Origin of the sequence: Proteus sp. NMG38-2 (assembly GCF_020640995.1) — a bacterium.
Lineage (GTDB): Bacteria > Pseudomonadota > Gammaproteobacteria > Enterobacterales > Enterobacteriaceae > Proteus.
Genome location: NZ_CP085481.1, coordinates 685787 through 712688, shown reverse-complemented (window position 1 = coordinate 712688; position 26902 = coordinate 685787). Strand labels below are relative to the sequence as shown.

The 26902-nt window shown below is 38.1% G+C and carries 21 protein-coding genes; 5 read left to right on the top strand and 16 right to left on the bottom strand.

Features of this window, described 5'->3' with window-relative positions; genetic code table 11:
* Positions 1 to 21: 21 nt before the first annotated feature.
* The 12 genes from hypE to exbB all read right to left on the bottom strand — a co-directional run bounded on the left by hypE (position 22) and on the right by exbB (position 13122).
* Positions 22 to 1041 (bottom strand): hydrogenase expression/formation protein HypE, encoded by a 1020-nt coding sequence (gene hypE / locus LG402_RS03365; RefSeq protein ID WP_227336429.1) that lies wholly within the window; start codon positions 1039 to 1041, stop codon positions 22 to 24.
* Positions 1038 to 2174 carry a hydrogenase formation protein HypD gene (gene hypD, locus LG402_RS03360; RefSeq protein ID WP_227336937.1) on the bottom strand — a complete coding sequence of 379 codons (1137 nt, stop codon included), beginning with the start codon at positions 2172 to 2174 and terminating at the stop codon, positions 1038 to 1040. The genes hypE and hypD overlap by 4 nt, the downstream gene beginning before the upstream one ends.
* Positions 2161 to 2427 (bottom strand): hydrogenase maturation factor HybG, encoded by a 267-nt coding sequence (gene hybG, locus LG402_RS03355; RefSeq protein WP_072069437.1) that lies wholly within the window; start codon positions 2425 to 2427, stop codon positions 2161 to 2163. The genes hypD and hybG overlap by 14 nt, the downstream gene beginning before the upstream one ends.
* Positions 2418 to 3671 (bottom strand): hydrogenase nickel incorporation protein HypB, encoded by a 1254-nt coding sequence (gene hypB / locus LG402_RS03350; protein ID WP_166539459.1) that lies wholly within the window; start codon positions 3669 to 3671, stop codon positions 2418 to 2420. The genes hybG and hypB overlap by 10 nt, the downstream gene beginning before the upstream one ends.
* Before the next feature lie 62 nt (positions 3672 to 3733).
* The gene (gene hybE / locus LG402_RS03345; RefSeq protein ID WP_166539458.1) at positions 3734 to 4228 is read right to left on the bottom strand and encodes a hydrogenase-2 assembly chaperone; all 495 of its coding nucleotides are present in this window, start codon (positions 4226 to 4228) and stop codon (positions 3734 to 3736) included.
* Positions 4225 to 4713: a HyaD/HybD family hydrogenase maturation endopeptidase gene (locus LG402_RS03340; RefSeq protein WP_109408036.1), complete on the bottom strand. Its 489-nt coding sequence runs from the start codon at positions 4711 to 4713 to the stop codon at positions 4225 to 4227. Before LG402_RS03340 ends, hybE begins: the two co-directional genes overlap by 4 nt.
* Positions 4713 to 6416, bottom strand: a complete 1704-nt coding sequence (gene hybC / locus LG402_RS03335; protein ID WP_166539457.1) for a hydrogenase 2 large subunit — start codon at positions 6414 to 6416, stop codon at positions 4713 to 4715. The genes LG402_RS03340 and hybC overlap by 1 nt, the downstream gene beginning before the upstream one ends.
* Complete coding sequence (gene hybB / locus LG402_RS03330; RefSeq protein ID WP_109408038.1) at positions 6413 to 7594, bottom strand: Ni/Fe-hydrogenase cytochrome b subunit; 1182 nt, start codon at positions 7592 to 7594, stop codon at positions 6413 to 6415. The genes hybC and hybB overlap by 4 nt, the downstream gene beginning before the upstream one ends.
* The gene (gene hybA / locus LG402_RS03325) at positions 7581 to 8594 is read right to left on the bottom strand and encodes a hydrogenase 2 operon protein HybA (protein ID WP_036911746.1); all 1014 of its coding nucleotides are present in this window, start codon (positions 8592 to 8594) and stop codon (positions 7581 to 7583) included. The genes hybB and hybA overlap by 14 nt, the downstream gene beginning before the upstream one ends.
* Positions 8591 to 9715 (bottom strand): hydrogenase 2 small subunit, encoded by a 1125-nt coding sequence (gene hybO / locus LG402_RS03320; RefSeq protein WP_072069443.1) that lies wholly within the window; start codon positions 9713 to 9715, stop codon positions 8591 to 8593. The genes hybA and hybO overlap by 4 nt, the downstream gene beginning before the upstream one ends.
* Before the next feature lie 1952 nt (positions 9716 to 11667).
* A complete protein-coding gene (gene exbD, locus LG402_RS03315; protein WP_072069444.1) occupies positions 11668 to 12096 on the bottom strand; it encodes a TonB system transport protein ExbD in 429 nt (142 codons plus the stop codon).
* Positions 12097 to 12102: 6 nt separating this feature from the next.
* A complete protein-coding gene (gene exbB, locus LG402_RS03310; protein WP_166539456.1) occupies positions 12103 to 13122 on the bottom strand; it encodes a tonB-system energizer ExbB in 1020 nt (339 codons plus the stop codon).
* Positions 13123 to 13450: 328 nt separating this feature from the next.
* Here exbB and metC point away from each other — a divergent pair, with 328 nt between their 5' ends.
* Positions 13451 to 14641, top strand: coding sequence for a cystathionine beta-lyase (gene metC / locus LG402_RS03305; protein ID WP_166539455.1), 1191 nt, complete (start codon positions 13451 to 13453; stop codon positions 14639 to 14641).
* 124 nt (positions 14642 to 14765) lie between these two features.
* Positions 14766 to 15434 carry a DedA family protein gene (locus LG402_RS03300; protein ID WP_109408041.1) on the top strand — a complete coding sequence of 223 codons (669 nt, stop codon included), beginning with the start codon at positions 14766 to 14768 and terminating at the stop codon, positions 15432 to 15434.
* 161 nt (positions 15435 to 15595) lie between these two features.
* Here LG402_RS03300 and LG402_RS03295 read toward each other — a convergent pair whose 3' ends face one another.
* Positions 15596 to 16378, bottom strand: a complete 783-nt coding sequence (locus tag LG402_RS03295; RefSeq protein WP_166539454.1) for a class I SAM-dependent methyltransferase — start codon at positions 16376 to 16378, stop codon at positions 15596 to 15598.
* A gap of 180 nt (positions 16379 to 16558) precedes the next feature.
* Here LG402_RS03295 and LG402_RS03290 point away from each other — a divergent pair, with 180 nt between their 5' ends.
* The 3 genes from LG402_RS03290 (at position 16559) to LG402_RS03280 (ending at position 21696) form a co-directional block, all read left to right on the top strand.
* On the top strand, positions 16559 to 17716 hold the full coding sequence (locus tag LG402_RS03290; RefSeq protein WP_227336428.1) for an iron-containing alcohol dehydrogenase: 1158 nt from the start codon (positions 16559 to 16561) through the stop codon (positions 17714 to 17716).
* Between the two features lie 28 nt (positions 17717 to 17744).
* Positions 17745 to 18575, top strand: a complete 831-nt coding sequence (dkgA, locus tag LG402_RS03285) for a 2,5-didehydrogluconate reductase DkgA (protein ID WP_227336427.1) — start codon at positions 17745 to 17747, stop codon at positions 18573 to 18575.
* 214 nt (positions 18576 to 18789) lie between these two features.
* Positions 18790 to 21696, top strand: a complete 2907-nt coding sequence (locus LG402_RS03280) for an inverse autotransporter beta domain-containing protein (protein ID WP_227336426.1) — start codon at positions 18790 to 18792, stop codon at positions 21694 to 21696.
* A 62-nt stretch (positions 21697 to 21758) separates the two neighbouring features.
* Here the strand turns inward: LG402_RS03280 and LG402_RS03275 are convergent, their stop codons facing one another.
* The 3 genes from LG402_RS03275 to LG402_RS03265 form a co-directional block, all read right to left on the bottom strand.
* Positions 21759 to 22982, bottom strand: a complete 1224-nt coding sequence (locus LG402_RS03275; protein WP_227336425.1) for a RhtX/FptX family siderophore transporter — start codon at positions 22980 to 22982, stop codon at positions 21759 to 21761.
* A gap of 12 nt (positions 22983 to 22994) precedes the next feature.
* Positions 22995 to 24506 (bottom strand): PepSY-associated TM helix domain-containing protein, encoded by a 1512-nt coding sequence (locus LG402_RS03270; RefSeq protein WP_227336424.1) that lies wholly within the window; start codon positions 24504 to 24506, stop codon positions 22995 to 22997.
* A gap of 145 nt (positions 24507 to 24651) precedes the next feature.
* On the bottom strand, positions 24652 to 26844 hold the full coding sequence (locus tag LG402_RS03265; protein WP_227336423.1) for a TonB-dependent siderophore receptor: 2193 nt from the start codon (positions 26842 to 26844) through the stop codon (positions 24652 to 24654).
* Between the last annotated feature and the right edge of the window lie 58 nt (positions 26845 to 26902).

Genomic DNA, 26902 nt, shown 5'->3' with positions numbered 1-26902 from the left:
TATAAGTGGGGGAAGAAGTGCTTAGCAAATACGAGGTAAAGGCTCGTTATAAGGTAAATCAAGAATGCGACTTGTACCGAAAATCCCAGTTAAACGAATATAGTTATCCGTTGTCACTTCACCGATAGTACAAGCATCTTTACCTAAAGGGTGTTGATGTAAAGCGTCAATAACTTGTGCTTCAGCGTCAGGTGATACCACTAAAACAATTTTACCTTCGTTAGCAAAATTAAGTGCTTCTAGGCCTAATAATTCGCACACACCACGAACGGCTTGTTTCATTGGCAATTTGCTTTCATGTACATTCATGCCACAACCGCTGGCTTGGGCAAATTCATGCAAAATGGCCGTTACTCCACCTCGAGTTGCATCACGTAATGCCCGAATACCATCAATTTGGCGTAAAGGTGCAATCATTGGCTCAAGAACAGCGCAGTCACTTTGTAGATCCGCTTCTAATCCTAAATTTTCACGAAGATTAAGGATTGTTGCACCATGATCACCAATTGTACCACTCACTAAGATCTTATCGCCGGCTTTGATATTACTTGCGGCCCAATTAATTTGAGTTGGAATAACGCCAATGCCCGCAGTATTGATAAAGATCTTATCTGCGGCACCACGAGGAACCACTTTGGTATCCCCTGTGACAATTTGTATTCCTGCTTGTGAAGCGGCTTTTGCCATCGCTAATACAAGCACTTCAAGGGTTTCAAATGGCAACCCTTCTTCAAGAATAAAACCACATGATAGATAACGAGGTACAGCACCACCGACGGAGAGATCGTTAGCTGTACCGCAAACAGATAATTTACCAATATTTCCACCGGGGAAAATAATGGGATCGATAACATAGCTGTCGGTACTAAAAGCAAGACGATCGCCAAGAGCCGTTAACTCATTTAACGCGATCCGCGCTTGATCTTCTTTTTCATTTAATAACGGATTATCGAACGCTTTTAAAAACAGGCCTTCGATCAGTTGTTGCATACCTTGCCCACCATTACCTTGGGCTAAGGTGATTTCATCAGGTTGTTTCATATATTACCTTCACGGCGATACTGATAATAAGCCGCACATGCCCCTTCTGATGACACCATTAAAGCACCTAATGCGGTTTCTGGTGTACAGCTTTTGCCAAATAGAGGGCAATCCGAAGGTTTGCATCGTCCTGTTAATACATCGCCACAGCGAGATTGTGGATTATCTGCCACTTTCTGCGGTGCAGGTGTAAAACGTAATTCAGCATCAAACTCAGAATAAGCTGGTGTTAATTGAATACCTGACATTGGGATCTCACCCAACCCACGCCATTCACTGGTTTCTTTTAACATAAACACTTCGCTAAGTGCTTTTTGAGCCAACTTATTACCTTCATTCGGTACAATGCGACTATATTGGTTTTCAATACTTAAAACATAATCTGCATTTTCTGCTTTTGCTTTAAGCTGTTTAATGACCATCAGTATAGCTTGCAATAAGTCTAATGGTTCAAATCCTGTCACCACAAAAGGCTTTTCAAATTCATCACATAGCGGTTGATATGGTGTACATCCAATCACCATACTCACATGTCCCGGTGCAATAAAGCCATCAATGCGAACATCGTCTTGCTCTAGTAAACAACGCAAGGTAGGTACGATAGTAATGTGCTGACAAAATAGAGAAAAGTTTTTAAGTCCACGCAATTTTGCTTGTTGTAGCGTCATTGCAGTACTTGGCATAGTTGTTTCAAAACCTAAACCAAAGAAAACAACTTGTTTATCTGGGTTATCTTGTGCAATTTTCAGTGAATCAAGCGGTGAGTAAACAATACGAATATCGCTGCCTCGACGACGCGCATCCAGCATTGAACCATTACGACCCGGCACACGCATTGCATCACCAAATGTGCAAAAAATCACGTCAGGACGTGCTGCAATTTCTAAACATGCATCAATTCGTCCCATCGGTAATACACAAACAGGACAACCTGGCCCGTGAACAAATTCAATTTCTTCTGGTAATAAGCGATCTAAACCAAATTTAAAAATGGCATGAGTATGCCCACCACACACTTCCATAATTTGTAATGGGCGTGTAATTGGCTGAGGCCATTGTGAAATGGTTTCACGAATTTGAGCTAATAAGGCTTTCGCAAGTTCGGGATCACGAAATTCATCAACGTACTGCATCATCAGCCTCTTCAAGGGTTACACCATAAACATGCTGTAATGCATCAAGAGTATCTTGCGCTTCTTGCTCATCAAGAATACTCATGGCAAATCCCACATGAATTAGCACCCATTTACCTAATAATTCATTTGGTTCGCCTTCACATACCATTGAAATATTAACAGCACGTTTAACGCCACTCACTTCGGCATAAGCGAGTTGGTGGACGTCTTCGCCCACCTCAACAATCTTAGCTGGAACACCTAAGCACATAAACGACTCTCCAACCAAGCTAACCACTCTTCCATGCCTTCGCCTGTTGTTGCTGATAACGCGATAATTTCAATATTTGGATTAACACGGCGAGCTGATTCAATGCAAGCTTGAACGTCGATATTCAGATGTGGCACTAAATCAATTTTGTTGATAATCATTAAATCAGCCGCAGCAAACATATGCGGATATTTCAGAGGCTTATCTTCACCCTCAGTGACAGAGAGAATAGCCACTTTATGCTTTTCACCCAGATCAAAACTGGCTGGGCACACTAAGTTACCCACGTTTTCAATAAAGAGAACGCTGTTATCTTGTAAGCCTAATTGGTGTGTCGCATCATGCACCATTTGTGCATCAAGATGACAACCTTTGCCTGTATTCACTTGGATCGCAGGTACACCAGTTTCACGGATACGATCAGCATCATTGGTAGTTTGTTGATCGCCTTCGATCACGGCACAAGGGACACGTTGCGCTAACTGTTTTAACGTTTGTGTTAACAGTGTGGTTTTACCTGAACCAGGACTTGAAACTAAATTCAATGCCAACACATTTTGTTGTTCAAAATGTTCACGGTTATGAACAGCAATTCGGTTATTTTTATCTAACACATCCATTTCAATTTTCAGCATACGCTTTTGGCTAATACCGGGAGCATGTGTTCCTGCTTCACCTTGGCCATAATGCATATTCTGATTTTCAATCACTGGGCTAAATTGCTCTTCGTGCTCGTGTTCATGATCGTGGTCATGTGCATGATCGTGATCGTGGCTGTGAGAATGGTGATGAGAATGTTCATGGCTATGATCATGAGCATGGTCGTGATCATGACTGTGAGAATGGTCATGACTATGAGAATGATCGTGTTCATGATGATCGTCATGTCCATGATGATGCTCATGGACAACAGGGGTTTCGTTTAGCTGTGTATCGTTATGAAAATGGAGGTGAACATCACCACTGTTATGATAATAGTGATGATGAACGATGATAGGCTGACCATTGGTTTCGTAGTTATGCTTATGCTTTTGTTCAGACTTATCAATATATTTATGAACAGTATTCGCTGGAGTAGCCTTGTGTTCATGATGGTGATCATGCCCATGATGGTCGTGATCATGATGATGACCGTGGTCGTGATGATCATGGTCGTGAGAGTGATGATGGTGGTGCTCATGTGAATGAGGCTCTACGCCTTCAATTCTGACATTGCCTTCGCCACAACCGCAAGTGCTACACATATTCTGACTCCTGTACTATTCAATAAGAAGAATGTGACTCTGTGTCGCGTAAAATTTCTACACTATGATCTTAACTGACCACGGAAGAGAGAACGACGACTTAAATCAACTTCTGCTACGGATTGTGTCTGAACAGGAAGAGAAAGTGCCATTTTTACACTATTTTCAACCAACTCAACAGCATGTTCACCTGTTAGGTGTCTATCAAGTGGTGACATTAATGAACAAGCAAGATATTGCATACCACCCGCAAGCTCACCCACAACAAACTTAATCTGTCCACAAGGTAATTCTAACCCGATACGATCACCCACTTTTCGATGTGGCCATTCTTGTGAAGGTCCCGGAAAGACGACAATCTCTAACATCCAAGGAGTAAGAACAGCTCCAATCCACTGATTTTCAAATAAAGTAAAGCCCCCTGCTTTTACGGGAATACCTTCGCGATAAAAAGGAAGCCCTCTCATCTCTTTTTCAGCAATTTCACTAAAACGTGTTTCAAGTTGCTCAACAGGCGGCTCGTCATATCCTAGAATATCCCAGCTTAATTCACTCATGCTGTTACCTCTTTAGGTGTGACAGGAATACCGTATTCACGCAAAATATTAACCACATGCTCTAATGCAATTTCCATTGATTTTTCACCAATGTCAGACAATGACATGCTTGGCTCTAATGATGCAGGTTCAATACCCACTAAAATAAGCTTACGAGGAAATTCATCCGTCATACGTAAAGCCATTAATACATCAGATAAACCTAATTGATGAGGAGAAATTTTCTGCGTAAAAAGTGCCGGAACATCATCATCATGTAAGATAAAAATACTACCCGGTTCATGATTACTTCTTACCGCATCGGCAACAATCAGGAGGTCTCTTGCTGCAATATCTTGCAAAATTTCCATACCTGATGTGCCACCATCAATAACATCGACGTTCTCTGGTAAAGAGAAGCGCTCTTCGAGCGCCTCTACTATACGAACACCAATGCCTTCATCGCTTAGTAATAAATTACCAATACCTAAGACGAGAGTTCGCATTATAATACCTTCACCTTACTTAGCTCTTTACCTGTTAAATCAACCATATGCACAGCACATGCCATACATGGGTCAAAGGAGTGGATCGTTCTTACCACTTCTAACGGTTTTTTCGGATCAGCAACAGGTGTACCCACTAGTGATAACTCATAAGGGCCTGGTTCATCATTAAAGTTACGAGGACCCGCATTCCATGTTGATGGAACAACGGCCTGATAGTTAGTGATTTTTCCGTCTTTAAACACAATCCAGTGAGATAACATACCACGAGAGGCTTCTTCGAAACCGACACCACGATACTCTTTACCTGGTTCAAACTCTGGTTTAATAAAGGCAGCTGTATCACCACGGCCGATATTATCAACCAGTGATTGCCATAAAGAGGCCAGAGATTCTTGTAACACACATGCATGGACAGTACGTCCAATAATACGACCCCACGTAGACTCTAACTGCTCTGTAACCAGTGTTTCATTGGTTAATTGAGTATAGATCTTGTTGATGTCGTTGTAGTTTCTAACCGTTCCTTCGTGCTTACCGGCTAAACCACACACTAACCATGCTAACGTACCGACTTCTACAGGCTTGCCGTAGAATGTAGGGGATTTAACCCATGAGTATTTATTGTTCTCATCCCAACCGGTGTATTTAGGACGAGTTAACCCTTCCCATGGTTTTAAAGGTTCATCATCTTCATACCATGCGTGTTTACCACTTTCTTCGATACCGTCTTTCAGGTTCTGATCTTTCCAGTCTTTAATTGGACGGTAGGTCGAGAAATCAACCCCTTCCATATAACCACCAGACAGTAAGAATTCCGTGTTATTACCATTAATTGGTAATTCAGGTACAGACAGATAGTAGTTTGCACCTTTACCGATTTTTAACCATTCAGGGTAATAAGCGGCGAAAATAGCAGTATCCACTTTATAAACTTGGTTAACGAAATCACCCAGCTTATCGATAAAGCTTTTCACGTACATTAAACGTTCTAGGTTGAGAACATTTGGTGCATCAAGGTTAATCGGGTTAGCCACACCACCCACGGCCAAGTTTTGGATATGAGGTGTTTTACCGCCCAAAATAGCCACAATACGGTTTGCATCACGTTGGCACTCAAGTGCTTGTAGGTAGTGGGCAACCGCAATTAGGTTAACTTCTGGTGGCAATTTCATGGCTGAGTGACCCCAGTAGCCATTAGCAAAAATACCTAACTGGCCGCTGTCCACTAAACCTTGGATTTTTTTCTGTACTTTTCTGAATTCTTCAGCAGAGTTCAGATGCCATTCAGAAACCCCTTTTAACATCGCTGATGCTTTTTCAGGATCAGCTTGTAATGCAGATGTGATATCAACCCAGTCCATCGCAGAAAGCTGATAGAAGTGAACGATATGGTCATGGATGATATGTGAACCTAAAATCAAGTTACGGATATACTGCGCATTCACAGGAATATCCATACCTAAAGCGTCTTCTACAGCACGTACTGAGGCAATTGCGTGAACTGTCGTACAAACACCACAAATACGTTGCACGATAATCCATGCATCACGAGGATCGCTTCCTTTTAGGATCTCCTCCATTCCGCGCCACATGGTACCGGAAGACCAAGCCTTAACAACTTTTCCGTTATCAATTTCACAATCGACGCGTAAATGCCCTTCAATACGGGTAATAGGATCAATAGTAATGCGTTGGCTCATGATTTAACCTCAGCCTTTTTTAATTGTATATTTGAGTCTGTTTGTGCAGGTAAAACCGGCAGTAAACGGATAATAAGAATGTAAGCTGTTACTTCAAATGCAACGAAACCAATAGAAATCAGCAATTCACTTGCTGTTGGGAAATAGTGGTAACCATTGCCTGGATTGTAAGCAACTAAAGAGTAGTTCATACGCCACATCGCTGCGCCGATTAAGATAAAGACAGCACAGACAAACAGCATTCTTGGACTACGGCGGTTATTATTTAAATGCATCAAAATAAGAGGAAGTAATAACAATGCACTTTCAGCAATAAATAACCATGAGAACATATCCCCATTTCCGATATAACTCAGTTTACCGTTCCAAATAACTTCACCCCAGCGACAGACCAAGAACGCAATCAGTAACACTTCGATTACGCGTGTTAACTTGGTAAATAACGGTGTTTCATCATCATTCATGGTACGGCTTGCTTTTAGCAAAGAGCCTTCAAAAATAACGATAGTGAAACCAAGGAGGAAAGCCGTTAACAGAGAAAACAGCGGTAACATCTCATAAGATTGCCACAGTGGATGTACTTTCCAACCCGCTGAAATCATTAATGATCCCATTGAAGATTGGTGCATGGTTGGCAGTAAAGCACCAAGGCCAATAATAAAGAACATCGCTTTGTTAAGACGTTTCAACGACACTTTCCAGCCTAAACGCTCTAATAACGCAGGTAAGAATTCTAATGCCATCACCATAATATAGATGGTCATACAGGTCGCTGTTTCAAACAACACTGAGTTAACGTTAAAGTATTGCGGCATAAAAAAGTGAGGCATGTTCCAATAACGACCGATATCAATAGCAATGGATAAACCACCTAATGAATAGCCGAACAAGCTCGCTAATAATGCAGGACGCACTAATGGGTGAAACTCGCCTTTATTAAAGACATAAACAGCCCATGCAAGTGCCCAACCGCCACATGCAAAGCCAGTTCCTATCAATAAGTCAAAAGCAATCCAAATACCCCAAGGATATCCCCCATTCAGGTCAGAGACATCACCCAGACCTAATACCAAACGCTTACCAATAAGAATAAAACCGAGCACAGCAAGCGGTAAAAACACTCTTACAGCGAGAGTAAATAACTTACCGCCAAGTGGACGAGGATCATGACTCGACATCGTTATCCTCCTTGTGGTGTTCTTGCTCTTGTTTTTTACTATTACGGTTAACCAAATAGGTGATCCCTGCTAGGGCCGCTATTGGTAATACCATGCCTTTATAAAGCGTGTGTTGAATATGTTCAGAACGCGCACCTGTAGATAATGGTGCTACTTCTGGCATACCTAAATTGTCAAAAGGTACCGCTGAAAGTACCATAACTTGCGTACCACCACCTTCAAACTCACCATAGATATGATCTTGATATTCAGGAATTTTATGCAGATAAGTATCGCCACCACTAATGGTTTGACGTGGGTAATGGTATTCCTCACCCGCTTTTTTCGCTAAACGACGTTTTGCTTCTTCAAGCAATTCTTCTCGTGTACCGAAAATAACCGCACCTGTTGGGCATACTTCAACACAACCTGGTAATAAGCCTTTATCTAAACGCTCAACACCTTTTTGGTTACAAAGCTCACATTTATAGAGCTTACCAAATGGATCGTCATAGTCGTATTTTGGAATGTTATAAGGGCATCCCACCATACAGTAACGACAACCTGTACAGATATCTGCGTGATAATGGACAATACCGGTTTTTGGATCTTTGGTTAATGCAGAAACAGGACAAACAGAAACGCAGTTTGCATCAACACAATGCATACATTGTTTCTTAATAAAGGCATAACCGTTTTCCAGTTGGTCTTTATTTTCACCAGTACCATCACGCCAAATTTGAATAATGTTATTTGTGTAAGGACTTAATTTGTCATTGTTTGACCAAATCGGATCACCATTGGCGTAAGTATCACCACGCTCCATTGGCTCCGGGTGATTGATTTCCTGACATTTTGTGACACATGCTTGACAGCCTACACATAATGTAGAGTCATAGAGCATACCGAGAGACCCAGGAATTGGGGGACGGTTCTGCGCCGCAGCATGACTCGCAGTGGGAGCCATTCCCGCAAGGAGAACCCCACCTGATGCCAGCTTAAAGAAATGACGCCTATTCACCGTTTATCCTCCTGTGAGGCTCCTGTGGCATTCTTGTCACGGCCTAATTGACGCACAGCCATCACACTGACACCGGCGACAGCACCTACGACAGCACCGAGCAAGCCCGCAGCACCATAAGACACACCACCACCTTCTTTCGCATTAACATCAGGCACTTGCGCTTTTGGTGTTGGCTGATAAACATTCGCTAATTGGAAAATACCTTTAGTAAAGCCAATCCCTTCTTCGTTACATCCGTAACAAGGGTGACCGATACCCACAGGCCAAATTCCACCGCCGACATCACAGAATTCCAATGTTGGGCAGTTACCATAGGTTTCAGGGCCTTTACAGCCTAAATGGTATAAACACCAACCTTGACGATGACCTTCATCACCAAATTCTTTAGCAAAACGACCAGCATCAAAATGAGGGCGACGTTCACAGTTTTCGTGAATTAAACGCTCATAAGCAAAAAGCGGTCTGTTTTTGCTATCTAACTTAGGCAATTTGTTGAAAGTAATAATATGTGCAACAGTTGCTAAGAAGTTATGTGGATTTGGTGGACATCCTGGAATATTAATAACAGTTTTACCCGGTAAAATTGCTTCCAATGATTTAGCACCTGTTGGGTTACCCCCAGTTGCTGGCACACCACCCCATGCAGAACATGAACCAATTGCAATAATCGCAGCAGCCCCTTCAGCGGCTTCTTTGATATGCTCAAGAATAGGTTTTCCTGCAACCATACAGTAAACACCGCCATCTTTGTCTGGGATTGAACCATCGACAACGAGAACGTACTTACCTTTATATTTCTCCATCGCATTGTGTTTATTTTCTTCAGCTTGATCACCAAAAGCTGAAGAAAGCACTTCATGATATTCAAGTGCGATAACATCAAGCACTAGGTTTTCCAGAGTCGGGTGAGTTGCACGTAATAAAGACTCCGTACACCCTGTACACTCCTGAGCACCAATCCAGATAACGGGTGGGCGTTCAGATGACGCCATTGCTTCTGACATTTCTGCGGCTGCTTTGCCGCTTAATCCCATGGTAGCTGACAACGCAGCACACAATTTCATAAAATCGCGTCGGTTAATACCATGATGGGAAAAAACATTATTCCCCAAGGCCATATATCTCTCCTGATATGATGATTTTTAATTGGAATAATTTTAAAACACCGCCTTTTTAACACTCCGACACAATAATGACTTGATCATTATCAAGCGATAATTCATTAAAAAATAAATTATTCTTTTATGTGAGTAAAAACGTTTCAGCAATATAAGGTTTAATGTCTATTTTTTATATATTTCGTCATTTTAAAATTATTAAAATGCTATTTAATAATGATAATTTAAGTAGAAATAATTCTCATTATCTCAATAATTAGGGGGGCGTGAAATTATTAATTATTATAAATCAGTAAGATACAAATCTATTAAAAAACACCCAATTTATAAGACAATATATTTAAAATAATACAAAATTAATAATTAATATTTTCCATTTTCTGGAAAATTTTATTAAAAATAAGTTTTAATATATTTTTTAATTATAATGATGACTCTTGTTTTCATATTATCAACCTTTATATTACATCATAAATAATGTTAAAAATTGCATTTCATAAACAAGAAATCATTACATTAATATATTTAATTTCACCCTATTTTAATTACTAATTTATCCAATCTTCATTTGTTATTATTTTTTAATCATTATTACTCTGTTTACTTTTCAATCAAAAATTAACCTATTTTTCTTATCATTTTTCATATAGTTATATGTATATTCGTTTTTGGAATAAGCTAATACCCTAGCGCAAAATCGCTATAAAATTAAATACATATCGATATACAGTTACATTCAAAAGATAAGATCATTAATAATTACTAATTAGTAATCGTTCGGGATAATTACATTGAGTTATTTTATAACATATCGAGTTTATAATGAAATTAACCTAAATAAATTTTCATGTTAAATCCATGTTGTTATTGTGGATAAAAAAAGCACAAATTATCGATAAAAAATCCCCAAATAAAGCATATTTCGTTTTTTTGTGAGAATAGATAAAAAAAGTGGTCATAAATCTAAAAAATAGAAAAGCTCTTTGTTAACTGTTTGTAGTTTTCAATCAGACAAAGATCTTATAAAGAATAGGAGATAAACCAAAAGAAAAAGATAAAAGCAAAGCACATCCCCTATTTAGGAACGATAAGAACGATAGGAACGGATAGGAACGGATAGGAACGATAGGAACGATAGGAACGATAGGAACGATAGGAACGGATAGGAATAATGATAACAACCGAATCAGTCAATAAAATAAAAAGCCATAACACCGAAATGTTATGGCCTTTAAATTTATTAAAATAATAAAATGCTATGTGTAGTTCTCTGCCTTTCACGTTTTATTTTACTCACCGCTTATCAAAAATAAGAAGTGGTTTGAATAAGTAAATAAAATCTACTTACCAGAAATTGGAATGACTGAAAACAACGGTCTACCTGGTGCAATAAAAAAATAAGTATCCAAATACGGATAACTTAGATAATAAACAAATTAGGCGTTCTTGCACGTTACAAAATATTTCAATTTGTAACGTGGGTGCATTATATCCAATAAGATTTTTTGCGCAAGCATTTTTACACTTAAATCAAATTTACATAAAAACATTACCAATCATATGGTTATAGGAAAATTTAACTTAAAAAACAAAATATCAACAAATCAAAAAGTGAAAAAAAATGAAGAGTTAATGAATATTAATGTAAGGTAAGTTGAAATAATAATATCTACTTAGCATTAATTGATTCAGCACGATATTACCAAGTAAACTTAATTAATTATTTATTCTTAAAGTTAACCTACCTATTATTAATATTATTTAAGACTAAAGCTAAATTTTATTCTAACTCAATTTTATTAATTATCTCATTAATAACAAAAAACAATAAAAAAATATAAGTATGATTTTTTGCACAATAAAAAAGCACCTTATTCATCATTTTACAACGACAAATAAAGTGCTTTTAAAATAGCGTAATAATACTTAGTTGAATAGCGTATTTCTAAACTTTAACCGCCTGTAGAGACTGTTTCCATCCCTACTAATCCAACTTTGAGATACCCTGCCTTTCTTAACGAATCCATTGCAGCCATTAACGTTTCATAATCAACGCTTTTATCTGCTTGGAAAAAGATGGTGGTCTCTTTATTTGCTTGTGTCATCGTATCTAACACATTAGCCATCGTTTCATGCGTGACCATTTCTTCACCAATGAAAATTTGCTTATCAGACTTAATGGTCAAATAAACAGGCTTTTCAGGGCGTGGCTGTGGTTTTGCACTTGAAGCGGGTAAATTTACTTTTATATCAACGGTAGCTAAAGGCGCGGCTACCATAAAGATAATGAGCAGAACCAACATGACATCAATAAAAGGCGTCACATTGATATCATGTAATTCATTATCATCACCTGAATCATCACCAAGACGCATTGCCATAATTCATTACCTTGCTTTGCTGTTTTCGATATCTAAGTCACGGCTAACTAATGTCACCACACCTGTTGCAATATCACCAATTTCACCACGATAACCTGCGATCATACGAGCAAAAATATTATAAATGATAACTGCTGGGATAGCGGCAATCAGACCAATCGCAGTCGCTAATAAGGCTTCTGCAATCCCCGGAGCAACAACCGCTAAGTTAGTCGTTTGAGAATGTGCAATACCAATAAAGCTGTTCATAATTCCCCAAACCGTACCAAAAAGACCGATAAATGGAGAAATTGCACCGATAGTGGCTAAGTAGCCATTACCACGGCCTAATTCACGAACAATGGCAGCAACTCGACGTTCCATACGCATTTCAACACGTTCTTTAATGCCTGATGCTACTTTACTTTCTTGAGAGTAAGTACGCTCTAATTCAGCATCATTAAAGAAATCAGCAGTCGCGCTCTTATTACCAAATTTTTTGCTAATGGTTAAAGCATCATTAAGTGATTTAGCATCAACTAATTGCGCTGTTTCATTTCTTAATCGACGACGTAATGAGAGTAAATAGCTTCCTTTGGCGAAAAATAACGCCCACGTCACAATAGAAGCTAACAGTAAGCCAATCATGACACTTTTAACGACTAAATCGGCATTACGATACATGCCCATTACAGATAAATCTTCTGCAAATCCACCACCAGCAACCATTTCTGGCTCTACTGCTGGTGATGTATTTTCTGTCGCAGACGGGGTATTTTCCGTGTTTTCTGCGTTTTCAACCGTTGCAGGTAAAGTATTTTCACCCTCAGGCTTAGCAGGTTCAGAACCTGGTACTTTAGCCTCATTGCTGGTATTCGCAGATGAGCCTGTTGTTGGTGTTGCGGTTGTAGCAGTTCCCTGTGTAGAAGCTGTTGAAGAAACGGCAGCAGTAGTTGGCTGTTCAGTTGGTGTGGCAGGAGTCGTATCCGCAAAAGCAGAGCCTGTCAGACCGATTGCCAATAGAATAGAAGCTGTCAAATTACGCATCAGTTGGCCTTTTACTCTCTTTTTTATCTATTTATTTATTCAGCAATGACGTTTTCCGTCACTACTTACCCAAAATCGTTCGCTTACAATCATCCTGTTTGCCATCAGGAAAGAGAAAACGCTCAAATGATATCAAACATGAAGCATTTTGATAGTAATTATCATTACTATTTGGCTATTTTTTTTTCATTTGTCGATTTTTAAGACAAATTATCGTTATTTCACGTAACGTGAAATTTTATCAACTACATCGATCGCCTTTTGTACTTATCCAAAAAATGAATTAACGTGAAGCAAACACACCATCAATTAAAAGAAGGTATTAAGGATGACGCTAAAAAAACAAGAAACCTCACTCCTCCTTTCTGGACGAGCTAAAAAATATTCCCTCGGCGCAGTAAATCCAATTATACAACGTACTTCATCTGTTATTTTTGATTCAGTTGCACAAAAACGTGAAGCAACTAAAAAACGTGCTGAGGGTACACTTTTTTATGGGCGTCGAGGTACTACCACTCATTTTGCCTTACAAGAAGCCCTAACTGAATTAGAACAAGGTGCAGGTTGTGCACTTTTTCCTTCAGGTGCAGCAGCTATTACGCAGTCTATACTCGCGTTTGTTGAGCAAGACTCTCATATTCTTGTGACTGGATCAGCTTACGATCCAACGCAAAACTTTTGTGATCACCTCTTACGTAAGTTTTCAGTCACAACAACCTATTTTGATCCATTAATAGGTAAAAACATCAGTCAACTACTGCGACCTGAAACAAAAATTGTTTTTCTTGAATCCCCCGGTTCAATTACGATGGAAATTCAAGATCTACAAGGAATAGTCAGCTCCGTTCGCCAATATAATCCTGAAATCATTATTATGATTGATAACACTTGGGCGGCAGGATTGCTGCTTAAACCACTTACTTTTGGTGTCGATATTTCAATCCAATCTGCCACAAAATATATTAATGGCCACTCTGATGGCATGTTAGGCTTTGCTGTAGCGAATGAACGTTGTTGGGAACAGTTACGAGAAAATGCCTATCTATTAGGTCAATGTGTTGATCCTGATACTGCTTATATGGCAGCAAGAGGATTAAGAACATTACCAGTGAGAATGAAGCAACATGAACAAAGTGCATTGGAAGTTGCTCGTTGGCTAAAACAACATCCATTAGTTGATAACGTTTATCACCCTGCGCTAGCCTCTTGTCCAGGACATGAATATTTCCAGCGTGATTTCACAGGCAGTAACGGATTATTCTCTTTTAGTTTGAAGAAAGCTCTCTCACCTGAAGAATTTGCGATTTTTTTAGATAATTTTTCATTATTTAAAATGGCTTTCTCATGGGGAGGATTTGAATCTTTAATTTTAGGCTATCAACCTAATGACATTAAAGCGATGCGCCAATATGAAACACAACCTACATTTACTGGCACATTATTCCGTGTTCATATTGGATTAGAAAATGTAGATGATTTAATTGAAGATCTTGAACACGCATTTTTACGTATTTCTTAATTAATCATTAAATTTTTATAAAAAAAAATCTATCCCTGTGGTTCCACAGGGATTAAATCAAACTGTTGTCTTTATTTTGCGTTAGAATAACGAACATAAAGTTCTTTTTAATGCGAGTTCGCTAATGGGTACATTAAAAGAGATAATTCACGCATTAATGCAACACGATTATATGGTGTTGGCTAATCCTAATGTGTTATGGGTTATCTATATTGTTCTTTTTGTTATTATTATGCTGGAAAATGGGGTATTACCCGCAGCATTTTTACCAGGAGATACACTGCTTATTCTTTGTGGTGCCTTAATTGCAAAAGACGTTTTACACTTCTTTCCGACAATCATTATCTTAGGTACTGCCGCCAGTATTGGGAGTTGGCTTGGATTTTTACAAGGCCGCTGGTTAAGTGACACAAAAATCGTTAAACGTTGGATGGCTCAATTACCTGAGCAATATCACCATAAGGCAAATGATCTTTTCCATCGCCAAGGTTTGTATGCACTATTAATTGGTCGCTTTATTGGTTTTGTACGAACATTATTACCAACGTTAGCAGGCTTATCTGAATTACAACAACGTCGCTTTCAAATATTTAACTGGTTAAGTGGCTTTTTGTGGGTAGGTATTATTGTGTCGCTAGGTTATGTATTGAATTTAATTCCCTTTATTCAAAAGCATGAAACACTAGTGATGAATATTTTGATGACATTGCCTGTATTGCTCTTAAGTGCAGGTTTAATTGGCTCTATCGTAATGTATATTCGCCATCGTAAAAATAGCACCAGTAATAAATAATTCAAAAAAAACGCCATTATTTTAAACATCATAATGGCGTTTTTAATCATCTAAGACTTCAAAAGTTCAGTTGTTCATTGTTTTATCTCCTAACCTATTAATATCTAACTAAAAATCCATTTACATTAATTACAATCATGGTCTTTTTACTCTATTTATCTTTAAAGCTTAATCGCTTTTGAAGCAAGGAATGTAGGAATATAGCTATCAACGAGAAAACGAGCATGAGGAGCAAAATCTTCAACAAAATCTTGTAATAGAAAACCTGCCGCTAATTGTCCACCAATAAGATCAGTTAAAGAATGACCAAATACAAGCCCATCACCTTTTGCCACTTTTTCTTGCAGAATATCTGAAGGTAATGAACCTTGATCACTATACGGTAAGCGGTAAGTGGGTCTCATTAATCCCTGAGAGCGTAATTGCGGATCTCTATCATCAACAAATACAACTGGGTTATAAAAACTCGCCATCAATACACCGCCTTTCTTCAAAACACGGTAGCATTCTTGCCAAACAAGATTTACATCTGGTACATATAAATTGGAAATAGGATGAAAAATAATATCAAAACTTTCATCAGCAAATGCGGTTAGATCTGCCATATCACCTTGAACTGCGACCAAATCTAACTGATGCTTTTGCGCCAATTGGCTATCTTTACTTAATTGCCCTTCTGATAAATCAAATACTGTCACAATGCCACCAGCAGCCGCTAAAATAGGCGCTTGTTGCCCACCTGCAGACGCTAAACAGAGTATTTTTTTACCTTTAATATCTGTTAGCCACTCACTCTTAACTGGGTTAGGCGTTAAATGGACTTTCCAGTCGCCTTGCTTTGCAGCAATAATTTCTTCATCGCTTACAGGCTTAGACCACTGATTTTCCATCGCAGCTTGTTTATCCCAATGTTCTTGGTTTAATGTTAAATAATGACTTTTCATATTACTCCTTATAAATTAACTACAATATGAACTGTTGTTGTTATTAAGAAATTTAATTCAACGCTCATTTTTACAACCTTACAGTTATAGTTATGTCATGCAATTTCGTCTAGATACAGTGAAAAAAACTTTCCTGATTAATTGTCATACTGCAGAACATTAAATTATGGTGGAAACAAAATGCAAAACTTTACTTATTACTCACCGACTCGTCTTCATTTTGGTCAAGGCCAAATAGAAAAATTACGTTCTGAAATAGGCAAAAATGAACGTATCTTATTAACTTATGGCGGCGGTAGTATTAAACGCAATGGCGTATTAGACGAAATTTATACTGCACTTCCCGGCCATCAAATTCATGAATTTGGTGGTATTGAACCCAATCCTTCTTATGAAATATTGATGAAAGCTGTCTCTTATGCAAGATATCACGGTATCACGCATTTATTAGCCGTAGGGGGCGGGTCGGTTATTGATGGGACAAAATTTATTGCAGCTGCTGTACCCTATCAAGGTGAGCCATGGGAAATTGTCACTAGTCGCGGTAAAGTCATTGAAAAAGCACTACCTTTAAGTTGCGTATTAACGCTTCCAGCAACTGGCACAGAAACAAATAGTTTTTCAGTTATCAGTAAAAAACAGACAAAGGATAAACAAAGTTTTGCCAGCCCCCATGTCTATCCTCATTGCGCTATTTTAGATCCAACAACTACCTATTCTTTACCCCCAAGACAAACGGCTAATGGAGTTGTAGATGCTTTTATTCATATATTAGAGCAATATCTCACTTATCCTGTGAATGCTCGTGTACAAGATGAATATGCAGAAGGCCTTTTACGTATTTTGATTGATCAAGGGCCAAAAGCGCTGACATCACCTACAGACTATGATATCCGTGCTAATATAATGTGGACAGCATCACAAGCCCTTAATGGCATCCTTGGTGTTGGTGTTCCTCAAGATTGGGCTACACATGCATTAGGTCACGAACTCACGGCTTTACACGGGCTTGATCATGCACAAACTCTCGCCATCGTTTTACCTGCCTTATTAAATGAAAAACGACAGGCTAAATACGAGAAGTTAATCCAATATGCACAAAAAGTCTGGGGTATAAACCAAGGTTCTGACGCTTTTAAAATTGAAACTGCGATTAATGAAACTCGAAAATTCTTTGAATTAATGGGACTTAGAACTCGACTGGCTGATTTCAAAATTACTGAAGAAGATATACCTGCTTTAGTGCGTAAATTGGAAGAACATGGACAAACCGCACTAGGCGAGCATCAAGATATCACATTAGAAGTCAGCCAACGTATTTATACAGCGGCACTCTAAGTTCTTTAATGCGACTTTGGAGACAGAAATGGATAAACCTAAACTGATCAAGCTATCTGATGGAAATGCTATCCCACAACTTGGGCTTGGTGTTTGGCAAGCAGATAATCATCAAGTTGTTAACGCAATTCATCACGCTCTTGATACAGGCTATCGCCTTTTTGATACCGCAGCGATTTACCACAATGAAGAAGGTGTCGGTAAAGCGCTAAAACAGACCACGGTTCCTCGTGATGAACTCTTTATCACTACAAAATTATGGAATAACGATCAGACCCATGCCCGTGGTGCCGTATTAGAAAGCCTCCAGCGTTTGCAACTTGATTATATTGATCTCTATTTAATGCATTGGCCTGTACCTTCACGCGAACTTTATGTTGAAGCGTGGAAGCAAATGATTATTCTGCAAAAAGAAGGGTTAGTAAAAAGCATAGGTGTCTGTAATTTCAAAGAAGAGCATCTTGAACGTATCATTACTGAAACGGGTGTTGCCCCTGTTATTAATCAGATTGAAATTCATCCATTAATGCAACAAGCACCATTAAGAGCATGGAACACGACTCACAATATTGTGACTGAATCTTGGAGCCCATTAGCCCAAGGTGGAGAAGGCGTATTTGATCAACCAATTATTCAAAAACTGGCTGAAAAATACCATAAAACACCCGCTCAAATTGTATTACGTTGGCATTTAGATAGTGGACTGGTGGTTATTCCAAAATCTGTCACTCCTTCTCGTATCGAAGAAAACTTTCACATTTTTGATTTTAAATTAGAAAAAGAGGAAGTTGCGGAGATAACAACACTCGACAAGAAAAAACGTTTAGGGCCTGATCCTGATATTTTTGTTGATATCTAATTTCTTCATATTTATCCTAAAGCCAATATAAATGAACATATTGGCTTTTTATTTATCAATTAAAACACTTAAAATCCCCCTCTTTTTTTATAAAACAACCTGTCATTTTTTCAATTACCTTATTTTTATATATTTATGTTTCCTTTTTGATATCGAAAGTTTATATAAATCAGAAAATCTCATCACTATTTATTTATTGCGATGAGTTTTAAAAATGAAAACACAAAAACGGGATTTCACCCTCCCCATATCTTCTATTACAAAAAAAGTAACTTGGATAAATATTTTTATTCAAATAGCTTTCCCTGTATCAGCTACACTTCCTTATTCTGCTTTTGCACAAGATAATCAAACCAAAAATCAAATTAACAGTTCTAATAATGGGCACTTTCTCCCTATAACAGAAGAACATTCAAAATTAGCGCAACTTATTGTAAATAACAAAGATTTATTAAATAAAGAAACCAATGCTACACAATATGCTGTCAATCAAGTTACCAATAAAGCCAGCACTGAAATAGAGCAATGGTTAAATCAATTCGGAAATGCACGTATCTCTCTTGCAACGGATAATAAATTCACATTAGAAAATAGTGCTGCTGATTTTTTAATCCCTTTATACGAATACAATCAGAATATTATTTTTTCTCAAACCAGTTATCACCGTAAAGATTCACGTAGCCAGATAAATCAAGGCTTAGGATATCGTTACTTTACGGATAGATTTATGCTCGGTATTAATGCTTTTTATGATCATGATTTAACTCGTCATCATCGCCGCATTGGTATTGGTGCTGAACTATGGCGTGATTATTTGAAATTCAGTGCAAATCATTATTATCGGATATCAAATTGGCGTACTTCAAAGAGTTTAGAAAATTATGATGAGCGCCCTGCAAATGGCTGGGATTTAAGAGCTGAAGGATATCTTCCAGCTTATCCTCAACTCGGTGCAAAACTTATTTTTGAACAATATTATGGTAAAGAGGTTGGGCTATTTAATACAGATAGTCGACAAGAAAACCCCCATGCCTATACTGCAGGATTAACCTATACCCCAATTCCTTTAATAACGTTAAGTGCAGATCGTCGAATGGGTTTACATGATAATAGTGATAATACATTCGGTGTTAATTTTCAATACCGTTTAGGTGAATCACTCGCTTCACAATTTGATCCTGATAACGTACGTGCTATGCGTTTATTGTCAGGAAATCGTTATGATTTTGTCGATAGAAATAACGATATTGTTTTAGAATATAAGAAAAAAGCAACTATTTCATTTTCCTTTTCGCCCAATATCACAGGTTCTTCAAAAGAAGAAAAAGCGCTTGATATTAAAATTAATTCAACTTATCCCATTAAAAATATAGAATGGTCTGCAAGTACATTTTTATCAAATGGCGGTAAAATAAATCATAAACAAGGTTTAAATTATTCGCTCACATTGCCAACATATATATCAGGCACACCAAAACAAAACACATATGTTATTAATGCTATTGCGATTGATGAAAAAGGCAATCGCTCTGAGTCTGTCCAAGGAGAAATTATTGTTAATCAAAGTGGAATTAACATAAACAATAGTCAATTTGGATCTGATAGACAAATATTGATAGCGAATGGTCACTCTACTCAAGCGCTAATTTTAACAATACGAGATAATGATAATTTACCTTTTGATGTTGAACCTGAAAAAATATTATTAGAAAAAAAATCAAATAATAAAGTAAGCTCAAGTCAATTAACCTCATTTTCTCGACTAGAAAAAGGAAAATATAAAGCAATAATAACCGCAGGAATATCCCCTGAAATTGTGAGTATTACTCCTAGTTACCAAAATAATAAATTTAATCCTATTGATATTCAATTTATTGCTACTACTGATAATGCCACTATTTTAAAGGGTAATTTGTCAGTAATAAAAAATAATGCATTAGCTGATGGTAAAGATAAAAACCAATTAAAACTGATTGTAACTGATAAAGAAAATCATCCTATTAATAATTTTATTGTTAATTTTACGGCTGACAATGGCGCTTTCATTCAACCTACGGGTTATACTTCATTAACGGGTGAAATCATTGTCCCTATTACCAATACACATCCAGGAAATACTACCATTAAGGTAAAAGTAAAAGAGATGGAATATCCTATTTCTGTTAATTTCACACCTGTTATTGATAAAGATAGCGCCCATATTCCACGTTCCTATTTAACCATTACCCCTGAAATTTCACCGGCAGATAATGTCACAGAAAAAACCATCAATCTGACTGTGGTTGACAAGAGCCTACTCCCTATTCCTAACGTAGAAGTTATTTTAAGGACTTTAGATCAGGCCACCTTTAAAAACGCAATTCTGACTACAGATAAAGATGGTAAAGCCAGTACAACAATGATCAGCAATGTTGCGGGTAAAGTCGTTGTAAAAGCAGAGGTGACTTCCACACATAACGTCACGGAAGGATCAACATTCTTTGCAAAGACCAAGATAGATGGGAATATTACTTCAATTATTCCAGCTCAATCACTTTACATTGCAGATGGACAAACTCGTGTTCTTTTTACCGCTGTTGTTGAAGATCAAAACCATAATCCACTTCCAAATGTAGAGGTAAATTGGTTTACCAATCAAGATAAAAACATCGTCAATATTGATAATGAAATATCAATAACTAATGATAAAGGTATTGCAGTTACCTCTATCTCAAGCACAGAACCTCTTGATGTTATTGTCACTGCAACTATAGATAATGATTCTTTGTCAGCTCAACCTATTACATTTGAATCAAAAGTAGCCAGTGAAGCACTCTCTCAAATTACTTTATCTCCAACAGATATCGATTCAGATGGTATAGATAAAGCTTTTTTATCATTAGAACTTAAAGATCAATGGGGAAATCCATTGCCTAACCAAAAAGTCATAGCCGTTTCTGATAAAGCGATCGTTAAATTTAGTGAAACAAAACAAGTTGCTCCAGGCCATTATGTTATTGAAGTAACAAGTACCACTTCAGGTAGGGTAAATTTATCTCTTAGCGTTAATGGTAAGAATTTTAAAATTCAAAAAGCATTACATATTAGTAATAATTCAGTTATCCAACCCGAAGTAGATTAAGCTCTATTTAGTTTTAATAAAACCTATAGCCCAAAAATACCCTTGTATCTTTGGGCTATCACTTAAAATACCTTACATTTTTCCTGATAACGGACATTAGCAATAGTCACTAACAATGCACCTAATGCAATGACAGCGGCTAGCCCAAAGCCACCACTGTATCCAATAACGCTCGTTAAACTCACTAACATCATGGCACACGCCATTTCCCCTATATCGCGCATACTTTGTACAGCCGTCATATCTGTACCAGCTTGATTATCCGTTGACGCAAAATGCATACCTGCGGTCATAATAGCTACAGAAGTGATCCCTGATGATAAAGAGCCTAATACAATACATACAGCAACTATTGAAAGACTGATAGAGCCTGTTGATTGTGAAAGCCATAATAATGAGGAACCTAAAGCACACAGCAATCCTGCAGAAAAAGCACGCCACACACCAATTTTATTAATCAACCAAGCACCACCTCCACAGCCAAAGAAAAGGGTTACCATGCCACCCATCATGCCCATTTTCCCGATCTCTGCTAAAGACCAACCGCTGTCACTTAAAAAGAGTTTTGCTAAACCAAAGCCCGAAACTGCGGTTACTGCTGAAAGCAATGTCAGTGTTAATAGTCTTACCGCACCTTTTCTACGTACCGTTTTTAATAGGCTTGCATTAGGTGAATCACCATTTTCACCCTCATCATATTTTGCTTTTTGACGAAATAACGTAATAAAAAATAAACTGATAGCGGGCACTGAGGCAAATAACAGTAATGCGGTATGTTGACCTAATTTATCAGTGAGGATCATCATACCTGCTCCTCCTAAGAAAAAGCCGCCCATCACACCTGCAATTTGAACAGCATTTATTTTCGATAATAACGTGCCACTCGCATGCTCAGCGGCCATACCATCTGTTGCAATATCCTGTGTAGCACTGGCTAATGAAGCGATAGCTAATAAAATGACACCCCATTTTGCCGTTTCGATAGAAATACCAATGATTGCTAATAATAATAAACAGAACGTCACGATGACTTGCATGGGAATAATCCAGCTACGGCGACGACCTAAAGATTTAAACCAATAATTATCAACCACTGGCGCCCATAAAAATTTTAATACCCATGGCAATCCGACTAATGGAATAAATGCGATTGCACTTAAAGCTGAACCTTCTTGGCGTAATAATGTAGGCAATGCATCCATCGCAATTCCCATCGGAATACCTTGTGCTAAATAAAGTAAACCTAGCGTTACCACTAATTGCCGATGTTTTAATAATTCTTGCATAACAGACTCCAATTACTGTCTTTTAAGTAGAAAAAGACCCATCAAAAAATAGAAAACGGCACTGATCAACAAGGCACAACTTACCCACCACAAAGCAGCATGAGTTATAAATAAGTGACTAAAGACACTGATAAATAAAACCACGCTACTTATGGTTAAAATAAGAAAAGTAAGTTTGATCACTTGCGGATAAAACAAATAAAAAAGAAGCGTTATCAACCAAACACTAAAAAAAGGCAGTATCGGTGATAACGCGGAGAAAATAGCGATAGGAATTAAACATGTACTGGCAAAAATTAAACCAGAACAACCTCCTAACACTAAACGGGAACTGATATTAATGGGCTTTTTTAATACCCAAATTATTAATCCACTAAAGGTTAATACACAGGCCATCATTCCCATTAGGCAATGAAGTACCGATAAACTAAAGTTTGCTGAACCTGTCCATAAATATTGGCCATAATGCAAAGGTTGAATGGCAATAAAAGCACGCGTCCAAAATTGCTGAGACACAGCACTTTTTTCTGCAATCCAATGATTATCTAAGCCAGAAAAAAATAACTGCTCAAAATTAGCGGTGCTGGGTAAATATAAATTAATACCACTCACCGTAATTTGCTGTTCAGCATTACCTCTATTTTTCCAATTAATAGTTTCAGGAATAAAGTCTGCTTTTTCTTGTGAAAGTTGAATTAACAATGAGCTGGGAGAAGATGCAATAAACTCAGATGAAACGGGTGTTGATTGTCCCATTAATTTCATCATGACTTGTGCTGGTGCTTCTGGCTCCACATATTTTGCGAGCATTAATGTACCAAATGCCCCTAATCCTGATAATGCCCCCGTTAATGCAAACATTACGAGCCACGGATAACTCCATAATCCAATGACATTATGTAAATCAAAGAAAAACAGCCTACGCCCTTGATTAAAACGGAGTCGAAATAATTGATAGACTTTACGGTGATGAATAACAATGCCAGTTATTAGTAATAGCGCAAAAACAAAACCAAATAAGCTAATAAATAATCGTCCAGAAAACCCCATAAATAGATTTTTATGTAAATTAACAATAGGAGAGATAACTTCTCTTACTGTAATTTCTTCACCCGTTTGTGCATTTAATTGCAGTGAACAATCGCCCATTCCTTGGCAAAAAGTGATAATTGGATGATCTATAGAGGGTAATTTCACACTATTAAAGCCATTTTCACCTAAGAAGTATTCACCTTTGGCTAATAACTGATCTAATGGTAATAATTCTTTATTTAAAGGCTTAAATTGAACCCATATATTTAAATTTTCATGCGCTAGTGACCATGTTCCCGTCAATAGAATAATAAATAATAGAATGCCAAATAAAGAACCTACTTGGCGATGAAGTTGTAAAAATTGGCGCTTTAATATTGCTTTCATAGAATAAATTCCAACAATATTAAAGGTAATGGCCACCAGCTCCATGCTCGCCAAAATACCTGTTTTCCATTCAGTGAGAATAAGCTGAAACAGAGCAATCCACATAAGCAGATAACAGGTAAAAAGACGGCTGCATACAGGCAATTAAGAGGATCAGTGCTGGGATAAAATGTTGCTATCAGTAGTGACAGCGTAATACTTCCTATTACGCTGCCTAAAACTGCACAACTGATCAGCAATGCCTTTCGCATTAGAAATCAGCCTTGATATTCAACATAACGTTACGAGGTTCGCCGTAACGGTTATTCCATTGAGGTGAGAACAGGCTTGAGTAATAACGTTTATCAAAGACGTTATTAATATTTAATGCCGCAGACCAATGTTCATTAATTTGGTAACCTAAGCGCGAATTAAATACCGCATAGCCACCTTGACGTAACGTAACTTCACCGTTTGTTTTGCTATATTCACTTTGCGCTTGAATACCACCGCCCACACTCCACTTACGCGCATCCCAAGGTAACTGATAATTTGTCCACACTCTTACCATGTGGCGAGGAACTAATGAGTTAAAGCTATTACCTTTATTCAGTGTGTCTTCTTTATATTCCGTATCGGTATAGGTATAACCGACAGAGAGATCCCAAAATGGCGATAAGTACCCCATTCCTTCAATATCAAAACCTTGACTAACAACTTTGCCGCCACTAATAAGATAGGTATTAAATCCCCCTCCAGGATGGGCCGGATCTTCTTGTGGATTATTTTTCATATCAATACGGAAAACAGCGGCGGAGACGTTAAGTCCACCATTCATCAAAGCGCCTTTGATCCCGGTTTCAACGGTTTGTCCTTCCACTGGTTTCAACATTTCACCACTCCAAGTTTTCCCTGTTTGTGGTTGATAAACCGTAGAATAACTGCTGTACCATGACCATTGAGGTGCAAAGTCCCAAATCAAACCACCATAAGGGGTGATTTTTCCATTTTCAGTAAACTTAGCTTGGGGTTTTGTCACTTCCCACCAGCTCGCTCTCGCCCCTGCAATCAATGTTACTGGCTCAATAAGTTTGATCCGCCCCATTCCATAGATGCCAGTTTGTTCCGTTTTTGTCGCACCTTGAGAGGAATAGCCCGTTATTTGTGGTTTCGGTACACTGTGAGGATCCCAGCGATAAATATTCACAGGTACATTGAGAGGATCTTTAAATTGACCAGTGTGCTGTTCTTCACTGGCCTTTGAGTAACTCATTCCCACTATCACGTCATGTTGTAAGCCCCAACCATTAATTTTTCCTGTGACATTGGTATCAAGACTGGTTTGATAGTTATGGAACTTGTATGCCCCTCCCATTAGCATGGCTCCATCACCAGTTTCAGGATCAATATTTCCCCATGCCCCTGCATACAATAAACGTGCTTTAGCATATTGATAATCGCCGTTGATTTTAAACAGCCAATCATCATTAATTTGATGTTCAATTCCGGTAAATAAACGAGTGGTATCCCATTTGAATTTATCCCAGTCAGCATCTAAATAGGTTTTACGAGAAAGGTGCAAATCGCTACCATCTTTTCCCATTGGCACACCTGCCATATTGGTGATGGAGTCTATTGTTTGATATTGAATACCTGTACGTAATAGTGTGTTAGCCGTTAAGTCTGCATCCACTGTGGCATAAATTAAGCGAGTCTTTTGATCTGAGATATCATAGAAAAAATCTTTATCTTCCCACGCCATTACGACTCGACCGCGCACACTGCCTTCTTGATTTAAACGCCCGCCCACATCGACTTCACCGCGATAACGGTTCCAACTTCCAGCCGTAAATGTTGCTTTTAGTTGATCGTCTAAAGGTGCGTGTTTACGTACCATATTGATGGTTGCCGCAGGATTTCCCATTCCATGCATTAATCCGTTAGAGCCTTTTAAGATCTCAACACGTTCATAAACAGCCATATCTTGTGGCGAACTTGCCATATTTCCCATTAAAGCAGGAACACCATCAAGCTCAAAAGAGTTAATTTGAAAGCCACGAGCGTAATAAGCCGTTGTTAATAAAACAAAAGGTGCGCTAGTAACCCCATTAGCACGAGTCATTACTTCATCAAGGGTATTTAGGTTTTGAGTTTCTATTTGCTCTCTGTCTATCACAGAGACAGTTTGTGGGATCTCTCTGGGCTTAAGCGCCATTTTACTTAATGTACTAACGCCGGGAGCAAGGCTATCGCGATGTTGTGCCGTGCTTTCCGTTACCACCAAAACATCGACTGCTTTATTATTTTCTGTTGCTGTATTTGCGATAGCAGAAAGTGAAAATAAAGCGGTAGAACACAAAATAGCGCATTGTGTTAATGCCAATTTATTTTGTGTACGTTGATTTAATACTGGTGATAATTTCTGTGTTTTATCTAAGTCAGCTAAAGAAGAAATGTAAACCATACCTATCCCAAAATATTCAAATGATAATGGTTATCACTCTATCAATTTTGGGATTAGG